Here is a 15800-nt window from a genome sequence, read left to right as displayed (position 1 = left end):
CGCACCACCGGGGGTGCGTTTCCTAGTCGCACCGGACACGCCGGCGGCCGGTGTGCCACGATCGTGCCGTGACGACCGCGCTGATCTACCTCGTAGTCATGCTGCTTGTCGCGGCGGTGGTGTTCCTGCTGGCCGCCGTGGTCTTCGGGCGCGGGGAAGAGCTCGCGCCGCTGCCGCCGGGCAGCTCGCCCACACGGCTGCCAGTGCGCGACATCACCGGTGAGGACGTGCAGGTGGTGAAGTTCCAGCTGGTCCTGCGCGGTTACAAGATGTCCGAAGTGGACTGGGTGGTGCGCAGACTCGGCGACGAGATCGACACGCTGCGGGCCAGGGTCACCGAGCTGGAAGCCCAGCGCGCGGGACAGCACTGATGGACCTCGTCTTCTCCGTCGACGTCGCCGCGCCCGCCGGGACCACCTGGCTCGCGCTCACCGACTGGACGCGGCAGGGCGAGTGGATGCTCGGCACCCACGTGCGGGTCGAGTCCGGGGACGGGCGCAGCGTCGGGTCACGGCTTGCCGCGTTCACCGGGCTGGGCGGCGTCGGCTTCACCGACACGATGGAGATCACGGCGTGGGAGCCGCCGGTGCGGTGCACGGTCCGTCACTCCGGCACGCTGATCAGGGGGAGCGGCGCGTTCCACGTCCACCCGAAGGGACCGCAGTCGTCGACGTTCGTCTGGTCCGAAAGCCTCGACGTGCCGTTAGGGCTGCTCGGCCGCCTCGGCTGGCCGGTCGCGCGGCCGCTGTTCGAGCTGGGCGTGCGGCAGTCGCTCAAGCGGTTCGCCGCGTTCGCCGCCGACTACACGATGGGGGCGCCGTGACCGCGCTGCCGGGTGAAGACGGCCTCGTGCGCTGTCCCTGGGGCAACACCGCACCGGACTACGTCGCGTACCACGACACCGAATGGGGCGTGGAGCTGCACGGGGACGACGCGCTGTACGAGCGGTTGTGCCTCGAAGCGTTCCAGTCCGGGCTGTCGTGGATCACGATCCTGCGCAAGCGCGAGGCGTTCCGGCGGGCGTTCGCCGGGTTCGTCCCCGAGAAGGTCGCCGAGTTCGGCGAGGACGACGTCACGCGCCTGCTCGCCGACGCCACGATCATCCGCAACCGCGCCAAGATCCAGGCCGCGATCACCAACGCGCGCGCCGTCGCCGAGCTGGACCGGCCGCTCGACGAGCTGCTGTGGTCGTTCGCGCCGTCAGGTCCGCGCGAGCGCCCGGTGGCCATGGCCGACGTCCCGGCGATCACGCCCGAGTCGACGGCCATGGCCCGCGCGCTGAAGAAGCGCGGCTTCGCGTTCGTCGGCCCGACCACCTGCTACGCCCTCATGCAGGCGACCGGCATGGTCGACGACCACCTCGCCGGCTGCTTCCGCGCGTCCTGACCTACTTGCCCTGGAAGACCGGCTTGCGCTTGGCGACGAACGCCTCGACCGCCTCGCGGTGGTCGGCCGTCTCGCCGAGCGCGCTCTGCGCGGCGTCCTCGGCCGCGAGCGCCTCGTCGAGCGTGCTCTCCGCCGCGATGGTCAGTACCTGCTTGATCTTGGCGTAGCTGACGGTCGGGCCGGAGGCGAGTTTCGCCGCGACGGCGTGCGCGCGCTCGGCCAGTTCGCCGTCCGGCACGACCTCGCCGACCAGGCCCAGCCGCAGCGCCTCCTCCGCCTGCACGGTGCGCGCCAGCAGCATCAGCTCGGCCGCGCGGCCGTAGCCGACCAGCCGCTGCAGCGTCCACGACGCGCCCGAGTCGGGGCCGAGGCCGACGTTGGCGAAGGCCATCAGGAAATTGGCCGACTCGGCGGCGATCCGCAGGTCGGACGCGTAGGCGAACGCCGCGCCCGCACCGGCGGCAGGTCCGTTGACGGCCGCGATGACCGGTTTCGGCATGCCCACGATGGCCTTGACGATGGGGTTGTAGTGGTCGACGACGGTGCGCAGCGGCGACGGGTCGCCCGCCTGCAGCAGCCCGACGTGCTCCTTCAGGTCCTGCCCGGCGCAGAACGCCTTGCCGGCGCCGGTGAGCACCACCGCGCGGACCTCGGGCGCGTCCGTGGCCTCGCGCAACGCCGCGAGCAGGCGCTCCTTGAGCTCCACGGTCAGCGAGTTGTACGCCTTCGGGCGGTTCAGGGTCAGGGTGCGCACGCCGTCGGCATCGGCGGTCAGCAGCACGTCCTCGGTGGTCACGGTGTCCTCCTGGCGGGAAAGCTCGTTCTGGCGGCTTGCGAGCCGCATACCAGCACCTATGCAAACACGAAAAGATCGGTCCGCGTTCGCACGCCCGCGTTGATGAGGGAGAATGACCGGTGACACCCGGTTGGCTCAGACAAGCGCGACCCGGGCGCGCCGGTTGAGACGGAGGGAGCACGCTATGGCGGCCATGAAGCCCCGGACCGGAGATGGTCCCCTCGAGGTGACTAAGGAGGGGCGGGGCCTCGTGATGCGCGTTCCGCTCGAGGGTGGCGGGCGACTCGTCGTCGAGCTGTCGGCCGAGGAGGCCAAGGACCTGGGCGTCGCCCTGCAGGAGGCCACCAGCTAGTTCCCGTCCCTTTCGTCCGCCGGCTGACAGGTGGTCAGCCGGTCTTTCGCCGTCCCCTCCGGAGGCTTCCTTTGCCGCGCTTTCCCCTGCCGCCCGTGCCCAGCCCGCTGATCGACGTCGAGGTCGCCGAGTCGTTCCGGCGCGGCGTCCCGGTCGCCTCCGTCGACACCGGCAAGGCCGGGGACGTGCGCGACGGTCAGGGCGAGTTCCGCTGGCTGGTGGGCGTGGGTGAAGGCGCGGCGAAGGACTGGCGCGCGGCGGGTGCGGCGTTCGTCCGCGCGGTGCAGGCCGACGACGCGAAACCGGTGCGGAGCGTGCAGGTCGAGCTGGGTCCGCAGGCGCGGGTGGCCGAGTTCGCGCTGGGGGCGCTGCTCGGCGGGTACCGGTTCAAGGTCAGCGTCGACACGCGGCCCGGCCTGCAGACGCTGCGGCTGGTGACGGCCTCGGCTGACCGGCAGCTCGTGGCCCGGGTCCGGGAGCTGGCGGCCGCGACGGCACTGGCGCGGGACCTGGCGAACACCCCGTCGAACATCAAGAACCCGGCGTGGCTCGCGGAGACGGCGGAGCGCGTCGTGGCCGGCGTGCCGGGGGTGCGCGCGACGATCCGGGACGAGGCGTGGCTCGCCGAGCAGGGCTTCGGTGGCGTGCTCGCCGTGGGTGGCGGTTCGGCCAGCCCGCCGCGGTTCATCGAGCTGACGTACCGGCCGCGTGGGGCCGTGAAGCACCTGCTGCTGGTCGGCAAGGGGATCACGTTCGACACCGGCGGCCTGTCGATCAAGCCCGCGGACGGGATGCACCTCATGCGTACCGACATGGCCGGCGGTGGCGCGGTGATCGCGGCGCTGCGGGCGATCGCGGCACTGCGGCTGGAGGTGCGGGTGACAGCGCTCGTGCCGGCGGCGGAGAACCACGTCTCGGGTGGCTCGTACCGGCCGGGCGACGTGGTGCGCCACTACGGTGGCACGACGACCGAGGTGAGCAACACCGACGCCGAGGGCCGGATGGTGCTGGCGGACGCGCTGGCCTACGGGATCCGCCGCTTCCGGCCGGATGCGGTGGTCGACGTGGCGACGCTGACCGGCGCCATGAAGGTCGCGCTCGGCCTGCGCACGGGCGGCCTGTTCGCGACGGACGACGACCTGGCCGCGCGGCTGGCGGCGGCGGGGGAGCGCACCGGCGAGGCGTGGTGGCGGATGCCGCTGCTGGACGCCCACGCCGGCGCGGTCCGCGGCGAGCTGGGCGACGTGCGGCAGGCCCCTGGCGGCCCGGGCGGCATCACGGCGGCGCTGTTCCTGCGCGAGTTCGTGGACAGCGTGCCGTGGGCACACCTGGACATCGCGGGCCCGGCAAGGGCGGACAAGACCTACGCGGAGGTCGTCCCGGGCGCGACGGGCTTCGCGGCCCGGACGCTGGTGGAGCTGGCGGCCTCGTACGCCTGAGGCCCCGGCGACGCGGGCGCTCGTGGAGGCCGTCGCCTCGTACGGTTCAGGCCCGCGTCAGGACCGCCGGGTGCAGTGGCCGCCTGCGAACCACATCAGGCAGATCGTCTGCCTTCCGGGGACAGCAAGACCGCCACCACGCCTGCCACGGACCGGGGCGGCAGCGCCACTCCCCGCCCGGCCCCGACGAGGCCGCGCACCGTGTCCGACTTCTGGTCCTCGAAGGCGTGCCTCACCGCCCCGCGGGGACCAGTCGCTTGAGCGTCCGGGGCGAAGCCAGCGGCGGCAGCGCGACCAGGACCGGCGCCTCCCACCGTGGGGCCACGTCCAGCCACACCTCGCGGTGGTGCACGGGCTGCCGGGCGCTGACGTGCACCGGCAGCCGGGCGGCGCCCGAGATCTGGATCCCCGGCACCAGTTGCCGCACCGGGCCCGCGCGGGCCGGGAGCGCCGACGAGAGCACCCAGTACGTGCCCGGCGGCACTCCGAGCAGCAGGAAGTCGCCCGCCCCCGCGAGCAGCGTGCCGCACACCGGGAACCCGCGCGCACTCCTCTTCCGGAACAGCCCCACGTACACCGACACCTGCCCCAGCGCCGCCTGCGCCGCCGCGGTCAGCCGGACCACGCCCGTGACCATGCCGCCGTCCCGCGCGCTGCCCGGCACGATCACCGGCTCCGGTGGCGCCTCCGCGAGCACCTCCGGCAGCCGCCGGAAACGCGCCGGTGACTGACCCACCGCCGCCGTGAACCGCGTGGTGAACGTGCCCACCGAGGAGAACCCGACCTCGTGGCAGATGTCGATCACCCGCTCGTCCCCCGCCAGGAGGAGCTGCTTCGCCCGCTGGAACCGGTGCGCCGCCAGGAACTGCCCCGGCGGCTGGCCGAGCTCGCGCTCGAACGCACGCGAAAGGTGGAACGGGCTGTACCCGACGTGGTCCGCGACATCTCCCAGCGTGACCTGCTCACCGCAGCGCACGGCGAGGAACCTGGCGGCCTCGACCACGGCATCGCGCACTGCGCACCCCCTCTCCTTTCGTGACGTCCGCCACGCTAGCCGAGGGGTACGACAGAAATCAGGCGCGCAGCGCCGCCACGAGCAGACCGCCGCCGACCGGCAGCAACGCGGGCACCAGCCGCTCGTCGTCGCGCAGCGCCCTGGCCAGGTCGCGCGCCGCCAGCGCGCCCGGATCGCGCCGGGCCGGGTCGACGCGCGGCGGCAGCACCCCGTGGAACGCGATGACGCCGCCGGGCCGCAGCAGGTGCACGCCGTGCTCGTAGTAGCTCGGGTACTCCTCGCGGACCCCGTCGACGAACACCAGGTCGTAGCCGCCGCTGGTGAGCCGGGGCAGCACCTCCAGCGCGCGGCCCATGATCAACCGCGTCCGGCCCGGCGGAAACCCGGCCTCGGCGAAGGTCTTACGCGCCGTCCGGTGGTACTCCGGCTCCAGGTCGATCGAGGTCAGCACACCCTCGGGCGCCATGCCCCGCAGCAGGTAGAGGCCGCTGACGCCGGTGCCGGTGCCGATCTCGACGACAGCGCGGGCCCGCAGGCTCGCGGCGAGGAAGCACAGCGTGGCGCCCACCGAGGCGCCGAGCGCCCCGCAGCCCAGGTCCTCCGCGCGCAGCCGGGCGGTCAGCAGGACGTCGTCGTCGGGCAGGTAGCTCGCGGCGAAGTCGGTGACGCCGGCGTGCGTCTCGGAGGTCACGCGGGAAAGGTTAGCGCTGGTCGTCGCCAAATCCGCGCAAGACGTGCACACTTCTCTCAGGTACCTCTCAGTCCGGTCTCACTACATCCATAAGGAGACGCGCCAAGCTCGTTCTCGACGCCAGGGAACACGGCGTGGCCGGACCACGTTGGAGCAAGCAGTTGGGAGAACAGCCTGATGGAGGTGCCTTCCCCGCCGATGCAGAAGAGCCCGTCGAACGAGCAGCTCGCGCCCGAAGGCCGTCCCGTGACGGTCGACGAGGCCGCGTGGACGCCGCCGTCCTGGGACGAGGTCGTGCGGGAGCACGCCGACCGGGTCTACCGGCTCGCGTACCGCCTCACCGGTAACACCCACGACGCCGAGGACCTGACGCAGGAGACCTTCATCCGCGTCTTCCGGTCCCTCGCCTCCTACAAGCCCGGCACCTTCGAGGGCTGGCTGCACCGCATCACCACCAACCTCTTCCTCGACATGGCGCGCCGCCGTTCGCGGGTGCGCATGGAGGGGCTGCCCGAGGACACCGACCGGATCGTCGGCGACGACCCGAGCCCGGAGCAGGTGTACAGCGAGACCCACCTCGACCCGGACCTGCAGGCCGCGCTCGACGAGCTGCCGCCGGAGTTCCGCGCCGCGGTGGTGCTGTGCGACGTCGAAGGACTGTCCTACGAGGAGATCGGCGCCACGCTCGGCGTCAAGCTGGGCACGGTGCGCAGCCGCATCCACCGCGGGCGGCAGGCGCTGCGTGCCTCGCTCGAGCGGCGGCGCGCGCTGAAGGAGGAGGAATCCGTGGAGGCGTCCGTATGACCGATCTGCGAGGCCGGGGTCTGCTTCCCGAGTCGCATCTGCTGCCCGACGTGGTCGTCGCCTTCGTGGACGGCGAGCTGTCGCTGGGTGCGCGGGACCGCGCCGCTTCGCACATCGCCGGGTGCCCGTGCTGCGCCGCCGAGGTGGCAGCGCAACGACAGGCCCGGGCCGAGGTGAAACGCGCCGGTGCGCCCAGCATGTCCGCCGGTTTCCTGGCAAGCCTGCGTGCCATCCCGGAGCACACCGACCTGCCCACCACGCCCGACAACCTGGCGATCACCCAGGACGGCCAGCTGGTCGCCATCCAGCGTCCCGAGCGGGTCGCCGGGCTGCGGCACCTGCCGTCGATGTTCGGCTCGTCCGCTCCGCTGGGTTCCGGCACGCCGCTGGGCGGCGGGTCCGCGGTGCTGAACTCCCACCGGTCGAGCTCGGTGCGGCGCCGCGCCGCGCAGGGCGCCGGGGTCGTCGTGTCCGGCATCGTGCTGAGCGCGCTCGTGCTTGTCGCGACCTCCGGCGGCGGTAACGACCAGGTGCCGCAGCAGCCGAACGGTTCGCCGGGCGTGCTGCGTGCCCAGCTCGGCGGTCAGCCGCCGCTGGTGTCCGCGGTTCCCACGACCACCTCCACGCCGACGACCACACCGGTCGCGCAGGCCCGCTGACGCCCGTTTCACCGGTCGAGCGGGATCATGGGGTGACGTAGGGTTCTGCCGAGCCCACGATGTCCGTCCAGCCCCGGGGAACGATGAGCCAGCCGAACACGCCAGAGGACCAAGAGCCGCGGCTCGCCCCGAAGCCACTGGACCGGCCCCCGGTCGACGCCGCGCAGGCCGCCGTGTTCGGCCGCCCGCGCGGGGTGGACGGGGCGTTCGACAAGCTCTACACGCCCAACGGGCGGGGCTCGGACACGATCATCGCCAAGCCGCCGGCCCCGGAGTCGCTGGCCGAGGCGTTCGGGCGGCCGCCCGGCGCCGAGGACGTCCAGCTGCAGCGCCCGGCGGACGACAATGGCAACGGCTCGGGCAAGCCCGGTGAAGCACCGCTGTGGTCGAAGACGGCGGACCCGTGGCGTGATCCCGGTGCTCCGGCCGTGCTCGGCAGCCCCGCGCTGGCGGCCGACGACGCGGCGAAGGGCGACGACGAGCGCCCGCGCGGCGCGTTGCTGTCCCTGCCGGAGGTGCTGTTCGGGCGCCGCGTGAAGCCGACCGCCTTGGGTCTGCTCGGCGTGGTGTGCCTGCTGATCGGCGCCGTGGGCGGGTTCGTCGGCTGGTGGGTCGCCAGCACCGGCAACTCGCTGACCGGCAGCGCCACGATCGCCGAGGCCGAGGCGGGCAAGGAACGCGCGCCGGGTTCGATCGCCGACATCGCGCAGCGCGTGTCCCCGGCGGTGATCTCGATCGAGGTCAAGTCCGGGGAGTCCGGCAGCGTCGGGTCGGGCGTGATGATCGACGCCGGTGGCTACGCCGTCACCAACAACCACGTCATCTCGCTCGCGACCACCGACCCGCAGGCGACGATCACCGCCGTGTTCACCGACGGCACGCGCACCGAGGCGAAGGTCGTGGGCACCGACCCGAAGACCGACCTGGCCGTCATCAAGGTCGCCGTGGCCAATCCGGTGGTGATCCAGGTCGGCAAGTCCTCCGACCTGGAGGTCGGCGACTCGGTGATCGCGGTCGGTTCGCCGCTCGGGCTCCAGAACACCGTGACCGCGGGCATCGTCAGCGCGCTGCACCGGCCCATCACCGCGCAGGGCGAGAACGGCGAGCCGCCGGTGACGTACGACGCGATCCAGACCGACGCGCCCATCAACCGCGGCAACTCCGGCGGCGCGCTCGTCGACTCCACGGGCGCGCTGATCGGCATCAACTCCTCGATCCGCACCGACAGCGGCGAGTCCGGGCAGGGCGGCAGCATCGGCATCGGGTTCGCGATCCCGGCGGACGACGCGATGCGCATCGCGAAGGTGCTCATCAGCAGCGGGCAGGTCAAGCACGCGGACATCGGCATCAACGCGGCGTCGGTCTCCGCGGACACCTCCGAGGGCGCGCAGGTGCTGAACGTCGCCGACGGCGGCCCGGCGGCGAAGGCCGGCATCGCCGAGGGCGACGTGATCACCAAGGTCGGGGACCGGCTGGTGCGCAACGCGGCCGAGCTGACTGTCGCGGTGCGGGCGCACAACGTGGGCGATGTCGTGCCCGTGCAGCTGGTCCGGCAGGGGCGGCCTCTTGTGGTTGACGTAACCCTGGGTTCTGATTAGCGGAGTACCCTGAGCGGGGCTTTGGGTCGCGAGGAGGTTCGCTGGTGTTCGACAGTGTGGGCTGGGGCGAGATACTCGTACTCATCGTGGCCGGGCTGTTCATCCTCGGTCCCGAGCGGCTGCCGGAGGCGGCGTCCTGGCTGGCGAAGAGCGTGCGGAAGGTGCGTGAGTTCGCCAACGGCGCCCGCGAGCAGCTGCGCGAGGAGATGGGCCCGGAGTTCGACGAATTCCGCAAGCCGCTGGAGGACCTGCGGCAGCTGCGGAACTTCGACCCCCGCAGGGCGATCACCAACCACCTCTTCGACGGCGACCCGGACCCGTTGGGGCTCAACGGAACCAGCGGCGGGAGCACCAAGCCGAACGGGTACCCGGCGGCCGCGAAGGCGGAGCCGGAGGCGTTGAAGCCGGGGGAGAAGCCGCCGGTCGACCCGGACGCGACGTAGGAATTTTCACGGGCTGGCGGCCGGTGCCGGTCGTCGTGCCGGGTGCCGTTAGCCGGACTCGCCGCGGCGAGCCGTGCCGAACCGGTTGGCCTCCTTGAATACCTCCGCCGGATCGGCGACGTCCAGCAGGGTCACCTCGTCGTAGACGAGGATCGCGAGGTGGACGAAGGCAAAGCCCTTCGTAGCACGCGTCCGGATTCGAGGGGTTTCTGGCCGGATGAAGGCGGCGCCGGGGGCACCGCGCTCGGCAACATGGACGCACGCACACCGGCTCGGCCTGGAGCGCTGACCGAAAAACCAGACCCGAGAAAGGGATTCGACGTGAAAGCCATCGTCGTACGGGACCGGAACGCCGGGATCGGCGGGCTCACCCCGACCGACCTGCCCCACCCGCATGCCGCCGAGAACGACGTCATCGTGCGCGTCCACGCGGCCGGCTTCACTCCCGGCGAACTCGACTGGCCCGCGACGTGGACCGACCGGGCGGGCCGCGACCGCACGCCCAGCGTGCCGGGCCACGAACTGTCCGGCGTCGTCACCGAGCTGGGCTACGGCACCACCGGCCTCACCGTCGGCCAGCGGGTGTTCGGCCTGACCGACTGGGCCCGCAACGGTTCACTGGCGGAGTACACCGCCGTCGAGGCCCGCAACCTCGCTCCGCTGGCCGCCGACATCGACCACACCGTGGCCGCGGCACTGCCGATCTCGGGGCTGACCGCGTGGCAGGGGCTGTTCGTCCACGCCGGGCTCACCACCGGCCAGACCGTCCTGATCCACGGCGCCGCCGGTGCGGTGGGGTCGACTGCCGTTCAGCTCGCGCGCGAGGCGGGCGCGTCCGTGATCGGCACCGGACGGGCCGATGACCGCGAGGTCGTGCTCGGCCTCGGTGCCCGGGCGTTCGTGGACCTGGGCGCCGAACCGCTGGCGGGCGTCGGGCAGGTCGACGTGGTCTTCGACGTGATCGGCGGCGACGTACTGAAGCAGTCGACCGCGCTGGTGCGTCCCGGCGGCACCGTCGTGAGCATCGCCACGCCACCCGAGGTGCAGCCCGAGGACGGCCGCGCGATCTTCTTCGTGGTCGAGCCGGACCGCGGGCAGCTGGCCGAGCTGGCCCAGCGGGTGCGGGACGGGCGCCTCAAGCCCCGCATCGGCGCCGTACGGCCGCTGACCGAGGCGCCCGACGCGCTGGCTTCCCGCCGCCGCGCCGGCGGCCGGACGATCATTCAGGTGGCGTAGAACCGCCTGCTCAGCGGCCCTTCGGGGTCACGTTCAGCATCATGCCCGCCAGGCCGCGGGCCCTGACCGACAGCTGCTTCGCCACGTCCTTGAGCACCTGCGCGGCCGGGGCCTCCGGCTCGGCCAGTACGAGAGGCGTGCCCGCGTCGCCCTGTTCACGCAGGCGGGGGTCGAGTGGGACCTGGCCCAGCAGCGGGACCTTCGCGCCCGTCGACTTGGACAGGCTGTCCGCCACCGTCTGGCCACCGCCCGCGCCGAAGATCTCCATGCGCTCACCGGAAGGCGTTTCGAGCCACGACATGTTCTCGATGACGCCCGCCAGGCGCTGACGGGTCTGCATCGCGATCGCGCCCGCGCGCTCGGCCACCTCCGCCGCCGCCTGCTGGGGCGTGGTGACCACCAGGATCTCCGCGTTCGGGATCAGCTGCGCCACCGAGATGGCGATGTCGCCCGTGCCCGGCGGCAGGTCCAGCAGCAGGATGTCGAGGTCGCCCCAGAACACGTCGGCCAGGAACTGCTGTAGCGCGCGGTGCAGCATCGGCCCGCGCCACACCACCGGCGTGTTGCCGGGGGTGAACATGCCGATCGAGATGACCTTCACGCCGTGCGCCTGCGGCGGCATGATCATGGTGTCGACCTTGGTCGGCTTCTCGGTCGCGCCCAGCATGCGCGGCACCGAGTGGCCGTAGATGTCCGCGTCCACCACGCCGACCGACAGGCCGCGCTCGGCCATCGCCACCGCGAGGTTCACCGTCACGCTCGACTTGCCGACGCCGCCCTTGCCGGACGCGACGCAGTACACCCGCGTCAGCGAGCCCGGCTGCGCGAACGGGATCACCGGCTCCGCCGCGTCCCCGCGCAGCGACTTGCGCAGCTCGGTGCGCTGCTCGTCGCTCATCACGTCCAGCTCGACCCGCACGTCCCGCACCCCGTCGAGCTTGCCGACGGCCTTCGTGGTGTCGCGCGTGATCGTGTCCTTCAGCGGACAGCCCGCGACCGTCAGGTACACCGAGACCGTCACGACCCCGTCGTCGCCGACGACGACGTCCTTGACCATGCCCAGATCGGTGATCGGCTTCTTGATCTCGGGGTCGTAGACGTCCTTCAGCGCCGCGCGGACGTCCTCGACGCTGGGGCTCTGCTGGGTGCTGGTCATAGGTCGAGGTTACTGCGGCGCGAAGCGCCTCGTTGAGGGGCGGTGGTCGGGCGAGGGGCTGGCGGCTACGTAGGGGTAACGGGCTCCGGCGCCTGCCTCCCTTTGTTCTTCCGCGGCTTCGTGTTCAGGTCCTCGCGCAGCTTGTCCAGCTCACCGCGCAGGTAGTCGCGCGTCGCGACCTCGCCGATCGCCAGCCGCAGCGCCGCCAGCTCCCGCGCCAGGTACTCGGTGTCGGCCTTGGTCTGGGCGACCCGGTTGCGGTCCTCCTCCAGCGAGACGCGGTCGCGGTCGTCCTGCCGGTTCTGCGCGAGCAGGATCAGGGGCGCCGCGTACGCCGCCTGCGTGGAGAAGGCCAGGTTGAGCAGGATGAACGGGTACGGGTCCCAGCGGAGCGACGCCGCGCCGAGGTTGATGGCGATCCACACGACGACGATGAGCGTCTGCCAGAACAGGTACTTGCCGGTGCCGAGGAACCGGGCCAGCCGCTCGGAGATCCGCCCGAAGGCGTCCGGGTCGATCGAGATCACCCGGCGCGTCGATGCGCGTGGCTGGTCCAGCCGCCGCCTCTGAAGCAGTTCAGGCATGCTCCACCTCCTCCTTGTTGGTCACGTCGTGCAGGCCGGTCTCGCGCCAGCCCTCCGGCAGCAGGTGGTCCAGCACGTCGTCGACGGTGACCGCGCCGACCAGGTGGTCCTGCTCGTCCACCACCGGCCCGCACGCCAGGTTGTACGCCGCGAAGTAGCGGGTGACCTCGGCCAGCGGGGCGCCGGGGCGCAACGCGGGCAGGTCGGTGTCGACGGCGCTCGCGACGAGCTCCGCGGGCGGTTCGCGCAGCAGCCGCTGGAAGTGCGCGACACCGACGTAACGGCCGGTGGGTGTCGCCGACGGCGGTCGGCACACGAACACCATCGTGGCGAGCGCGGCGGGCAGGTCGGCGTTGCGGATGTGGGCGAGGGCCTCCGCGACGGTCGCGTCCGGAGCGAGGACCACGGGTTCGGGCGTCATCAGGCCGCCTGCGGTGTCGGACGAGTACGCGAGCAGCCGCCGGACGGGCTCGGACTCCTCCGGTTCCATCAGCTCCAGCAGGCGGCTCTGGTCGGCGGGCGCCAGCTCGGCGAGCAGGTCGGCCGCGTCGTCCGGGTTCATCGCCTCCAGGATGTCCGCCGCGCGTTCCTCCGAAAGGTGCTGCAGCAGCTCCTTCTGGTCGTCCTCCGGCAGTTCCTCCAGCACGTCGGCGAGCCGCTCGTCGTCCATCGAGTCGGCGACCTCGTGCCTGCGCTTGGTCGGCAGGTCCCGCACCGTCGCGGCGATGTCGACCGCCCGCATGGTGTCGAACAGCATCAGCAGCTGGCCCGCGCCCTGCGGCTGCGCGGTGAGATCGGTGAGGCCGAGCCCGGACACGTCGTCCCACGGCAGCACCTGCAGCGACGCGCGGCGCCTGCCCAGCCCGAGGCGGCTGGTGCGCTCGCGGACGGCGAGCCTCGTCAGCACCCAGTCGCGCGTGCGGATCGGTTCCATCGCGGCGTCGACGACCGTGACGCGCGTGTCGTTCTCGCGCAGCGTCGCGTGGGCGTCGGTGAGCTGCCCGAGCACGAGCACCTCGTTGGGGCGCTGGTGGAACTGGCGCATGTTGACCGAACCCGTGGCGAGCGTGACGGCGTTGGGCTCGATCGAGGTGACCCGCAGCATCGGCACGAACACGCGCCGCCGTGTGGACAGCTCGACCACCAGTCCCAGCACTCGCGGCGGCTGCCGGTCCAGCCGGAGCCCGACGACGAGGTCCCGCACCTTGCCGATCGACTCGCCGTCCGGCCCGAACACGGGCAGACCGGCCAGCTGAGCGGCGAAAACCCTGTTCACGGGGGACACGGGCCCAGGTTATCCGGAGTTGGAACCCGCCGCCCAGCATGTCGGTCGCCCCGGACCGGGATGTCTTCTGTGTCCACTGTGGACCGGATCGTGAGCGGACGGCCTCTTCCAAGCGGTCAAATCGGCGGGTCCGAACCGCTGTGACCGGGGTAACATCGAGTACAGGGACTAGACCCCGGGAGCTGCCATGATCGTGCAACTCGTCTCCGCCCTCGCCGCTGTGGGGCTGGTGGGGCTGGGCGCCAGCGTGCGGGTCATCAAGCAGTACGAGCGCGGGCTGATCTTCCGGTTCGGGCGCGTGCGGGCCAAGGTGCGGGAGCCCGGCCTGGCGCTGCTGGTGCCGGTGGCCGACCGCCTGCAGAAGGTCAACATGCAGATCATCACGCTGCCGGTGCCCGCGCAGGAGGGCATCACCAGGGACAACGTGACGGTCCGGGTGGACGCCGTCGTGTACTTCAAGGTCATCGACCCCGTCGTGGCGGCCGTGCAGGTGCAGGACTACCGCTTCGCCGTCGGCCAGGTCGCGCAGACGTCACTGCGCTCGATCATCGGCAAGAGCGACCTCGACGACCTGTTGTCCAACCGCGAGCGGCTCAACCAGGGGCTGGAGCTGATGATCGACAGCCCGGCGCTGGACTGGGGCGTGCACATCGACCGCGTGGAGATCAAGGACGTGGCGCTGCCGGAGACGATGAAGCGCTCCATGTCGCGGCAGGCGGAGGCCGAGCGGGAGCGACGCGCGCGCGTCATCTCGGCCGACGGCGAGCTGCAGGCGTCGGCGAAGCTGTCGCAGGCCGCGGCGACGATGGCCGACACCCCGGCCGCGTTGCAGCTGCGCCTGCTGGAAACCGTGGTGCAGGTGTCGGCGGAGAAGAACTCCACGCTCGTGCTGCCATTCCCGGTGGAGCTGCTGCGGTTCGTCGACCAGTACACGCGCAACGCCGACGAGAGGCACGAGGCCGCGAACGGTCACGCCCCGGTTCCGCGGCTGCCGGAGGACGACAAGCCCGGTCAGTGAGGCTGCTCATATGCGGGCGTCCACCGCCCCCGTCATACTCGGCGGTAACGAAACGCCCGAGGACGAGGGAGTCGCCCCATGGCCCGACTGGCCCGGACCGCCGGCCTGACCGAGGTGCAGTCGGAGATCCTGTCGACGGTGCGCTCGTTCGTGGACAAGGAGATCATCCCGCACGCGCAGGAGCTGGAGCACGCCGACGAGTACCCGGCGGACATCGTCGAGGGCATGAAGGAGATGGGCCTGTTCGGGATCACGATCCCGGAGGAGTACGGCGGTCTCGGTGAGTCCCTGCTGACGTACGCGCTCGTCGTGGAGGAGATCGCGCGGGGCTGGATGAGCGTGTCCGGCGTGATCAACACCCATTTCATCGTGGCGCACATGATCTCCCGGCACGGCACGCCGGAGCAGAAGCAGCGCTACCTGCCGAAGATGGCGGCCGGTGAGATCCGCGGTTCCTTTTCGATGTCCGAGCCGGACCTCGGTTCCGACGTCGCCGCCATCAAGACCCGGGCGAAGCGCGACGGGGACGACTACGTCATCGACGGGTCGAAGATGTGGCTCACCAACGGTGGCACGTCGAACCTCATCGCGTTGCTGGTGAAGACCGACGAAGGAGCTGAGAAGGCTCACCAGAACCTGACGACGTTCCTGGTGGAGAAGCCCGAGGGCTACGGCGAGGTCGCGCCCGGCCTCACCATCCCCGGCAAGATCGACAAGATGGGCTACAAGGGCGTCGACACCACCGAGGCGGTGTTCGACGGGTTCCGCATCCCGGCCGCCCAGGTGCTCGGGGAGGCGCCGGGCAAGGGCTTCTCGTTCATGATGGACGGCATCGAGGTCGGCCGGGTCAACGTCGCCGCCCGGGCGTGCGGCATCGCGATCCGCGCGTTCGAGCTGGCGATCGAGTACGCCCAGCAGCGCCGGACGTTCGGCAAGCCGATCGCCGAGCACCAGGCGATCGCGTTCAAGCTCGCCGAGATGGCCACGAAGGTCGAGGCCGCGCACCTGATGATGGTCAACGCCGCCCGGTTGAAGGACACCGGCGAGCGCAACGACGTCGCCGCGGGCATGGCGAAGCTGGTCGCGTCGGAGTACTGCGCCGAGGTCACCCAGGACGCCTTCCGCATCCACGGCGGCTACGGCTACTCGAAGGAGTATGAGATCGAGCGCCTCATGCGCGAGGCCCCGTTCCTGCTCATCGGCGAGGGTACGAGCGAGATCCAGAAGACGATCATCAGCCGCGGCCTGCTGCGGGAGTACCGGGTGAGGGACTGAACGGCCCATCGGGGATGAAATCCGGCGCAACCACTCACGGCGTGCCGGGTGGGCGTGGTTTCC

Annotated in this window: 18 protein-coding genes; 12 read left to right on the top strand and 6 right to left on the bottom strand. The window is 71.7% G+C overall.

All coding sequences use genetic code 11. The features are described 5' to 3' along the window. The first annotated feature begins 68 nt into the window (after positions 1 to 68). The 3 genes from FHX82_RS21500 to FHX82_RS21490 are packed head-to-tail and all read left to right on the top strand — an operon-like array spanning position 69 to position 1386. On the top strand, positions 69 to 371 hold the full coding sequence (locus tag FHX82_RS21500; RefSeq protein WP_145935088.1) for a DivIVA domain-containing protein: 303 nt from the start codon (positions 69 to 71) through the stop codon (positions 369 to 371). Next, positions 368 to 823 (top strand): SRPBCC family protein, encoded by a 456-nt coding sequence (locus tag FHX82_RS21495; RefSeq protein WP_145935087.1) that lies wholly within the window; start codon positions 368 to 370, stop codon positions 821 to 823. The genes FHX82_RS21500 and FHX82_RS21495 overlap by 4 nt, the downstream gene beginning before the upstream one ends. Continuing rightward, positions 820 to 1386, top strand: a complete 567-nt coding sequence (locus FHX82_RS21490; protein WP_145935086.1) for a DNA-3-methyladenine glycosylase I — start codon at positions 820 to 822, stop codon at positions 1384 to 1386. Before FHX82_RS21495 ends, FHX82_RS21490 begins: the two co-directional genes overlap by 4 nt. Position 1387: 1 nt before the next feature. Here the strand turns inward: FHX82_RS21490 and FHX82_RS21485 are convergent, their stop codons facing one another. Beyond that, entirely contained in the window at positions 1388 to 2182 is a 795-nt protein-coding gene (locus tag FHX82_RS21485) for an enoyl-CoA hydratase-related protein (RefSeq protein ID WP_145935150.1), read from the bottom strand. A gap of 184 nt (positions 2183 to 2366) precedes the next feature. On the opposite strand from FHX82_RS21485, the gene FHX82_RS21480 reads away from it, so the two are divergent. Continuing rightward, positions 2367 to 2534: a DUF3117 domain-containing protein gene (locus FHX82_RS21480; RefSeq protein ID WP_081617745.1), complete on the top strand. Its 168-nt coding sequence runs from the start codon at positions 2367 to 2369 to the stop codon at positions 2532 to 2534. A gap of 71 nt (positions 2535 to 2605) precedes the next feature. Further along, complete coding sequence (locus FHX82_RS21475; protein WP_145935085.1) at positions 2606 to 3973, top strand: leucyl aminopeptidase family protein; 1368 nt, start codon at positions 2606 to 2608, stop codon at positions 3971 to 3973. Between the two features lie 232 nt (positions 3974 to 4205). On the opposite strand, the gene FHX82_RS37785 is transcribed toward FHX82_RS21475, so the two are convergent. Together FHX82_RS37785 and FHX82_RS21465 are read right to left on the bottom strand one after the other, a co-directional pair. Next, positions 4206 to 4988, bottom strand: coding sequence for a helix-turn-helix transcriptional regulator (locus FHX82_RS37785; RefSeq protein ID WP_145935084.1), 783 nt, complete (start codon positions 4986 to 4988; stop codon positions 4206 to 4208). A 58-nt stretch (positions 4989 to 5046) separates the two neighbouring features. Continuing rightward, a complete protein-coding gene (locus FHX82_RS21465; protein ID WP_145935083.1) occupies positions 5047 to 5679 on the bottom strand; it encodes an O-methyltransferase in 633 nt (210 codons plus the stop codon). Between the two features lie 177 nt (positions 5680 to 5856). On the opposite strand from FHX82_RS21465, the gene sigE reads away from it, so the two are divergent. The 5 genes from sigE (at position 5857) to FHX82_RS21440 (ending at position 10419) form a co-directional block, all read left to right on the top strand. Then, positions 5857 to 6483, top strand: coding sequence for an RNA polymerase sigma factor SigE (gene sigE, locus FHX82_RS21460; protein ID WP_145935082.1), 627 nt, complete (start codon positions 5857 to 5859; stop codon positions 6481 to 6483). Continuing rightward, positions 6480 to 7142, top strand: coding sequence for an anti-sigma factor family protein (locus FHX82_RS21455; RefSeq protein WP_145935081.1), 663 nt, complete (start codon positions 6480 to 6482; stop codon positions 7140 to 7142). Before sigE ends, FHX82_RS21455 begins: the two co-directional genes overlap by 4 nt. 83 nt (positions 7143 to 7225) lie before the next feature. Further along, complete coding sequence (locus tag FHX82_RS21450) at positions 7226 to 8740, top strand: S1C family serine protease (protein WP_145935080.1); 1515 nt, start codon at positions 7226 to 7228, stop codon at positions 8738 to 8740. Between the two features lie 44 nt (positions 8741 to 8784). Continuing rightward, on the top strand, positions 8785 to 9183 hold the full coding sequence (tatB, locus tag FHX82_RS21445; RefSeq protein ID WP_145935079.1) for a Sec-independent protein translocase protein TatB: 399 nt from the start codon (positions 8785 to 8787) through the stop codon (positions 9181 to 9183). A gap of 321 nt (positions 9184 to 9504) precedes the next feature. Next, a complete protein-coding gene (locus FHX82_RS21440) occupies positions 9505 to 10419 on the top strand; it encodes an NADP-dependent oxidoreductase (RefSeq protein ID WP_145935077.1) in 915 nt (304 codons plus the stop codon). 10 nt (positions 10420 to 10429) lie between these two features. Here FHX82_RS21440 and FHX82_RS21435 read toward each other — a convergent pair whose 3' ends face one another. The 3 genes from FHX82_RS21435 to FHX82_RS21425 form a co-directional block, all read right to left on the bottom strand. Next, positions 10430 to 11575 carry an Mrp/NBP35 family ATP-binding protein gene (locus FHX82_RS21435; RefSeq protein WP_145935076.1) on the bottom strand — a complete coding sequence of 382 codons (1146 nt, stop codon included), beginning with the start codon at positions 11573 to 11575 and terminating at the stop codon, positions 10430 to 10432. A 65-nt stretch (positions 11576 to 11640) separates the two neighbouring features. Further along, entirely contained in the window at positions 11641 to 12159 is a 519-nt protein-coding gene (locus FHX82_RS21430) for a DUF1003 domain-containing protein (protein ID WP_145935075.1), read from the bottom strand. After that, entirely contained in the window at positions 12152 to 13444 is a 1293-nt protein-coding gene (locus FHX82_RS21425; protein WP_145935074.1) for a magnesium transporter MgtE N-terminal domain-containing protein, read from the bottom strand. Before FHX82_RS21425 ends, FHX82_RS21430 begins: the two co-directional genes overlap by 8 nt. Before the next feature lie 187 nt (positions 13445 to 13631). Here FHX82_RS21425 and FHX82_RS21420 point away from each other — a divergent pair, with 187 nt between their 5' ends. Both FHX82_RS21420 and FHX82_RS21415 read left to right on the top strand, forming a co-directional pair. After that, complete coding sequence (locus FHX82_RS21420; RefSeq protein ID WP_145935073.1) at positions 13632 to 14462, top strand: SPFH domain-containing protein; 831 nt, start codon at positions 13632 to 13634, stop codon at positions 14460 to 14462. A gap of 78 nt (positions 14463 to 14540) precedes the next feature. Continuing rightward, entirely contained in the window at positions 14541 to 15737 is a 1197-nt protein-coding gene (locus FHX82_RS21415) for an acyl-CoA dehydrogenase family protein (protein WP_145935072.1), read from the top strand. The last annotated feature ends 63 nt before the right edge of the window (positions 15738 to 15800 follow it).

This window comes from Amycolatopsis bartoniae (genome assembly GCF_014191255.1).
Taxonomy (GTDB): Bacteria; Actinomycetota; Actinomycetes; order Mycobacteriales; family Pseudonocardiaceae; genus Amycolatopsis_E; species Amycolatopsis_E bartoniae.
The sequence above is the reverse complement of the archived record's forward strand: the minus strand, read 5'-3'. Positions and strand labels throughout refer to the sequence as shown.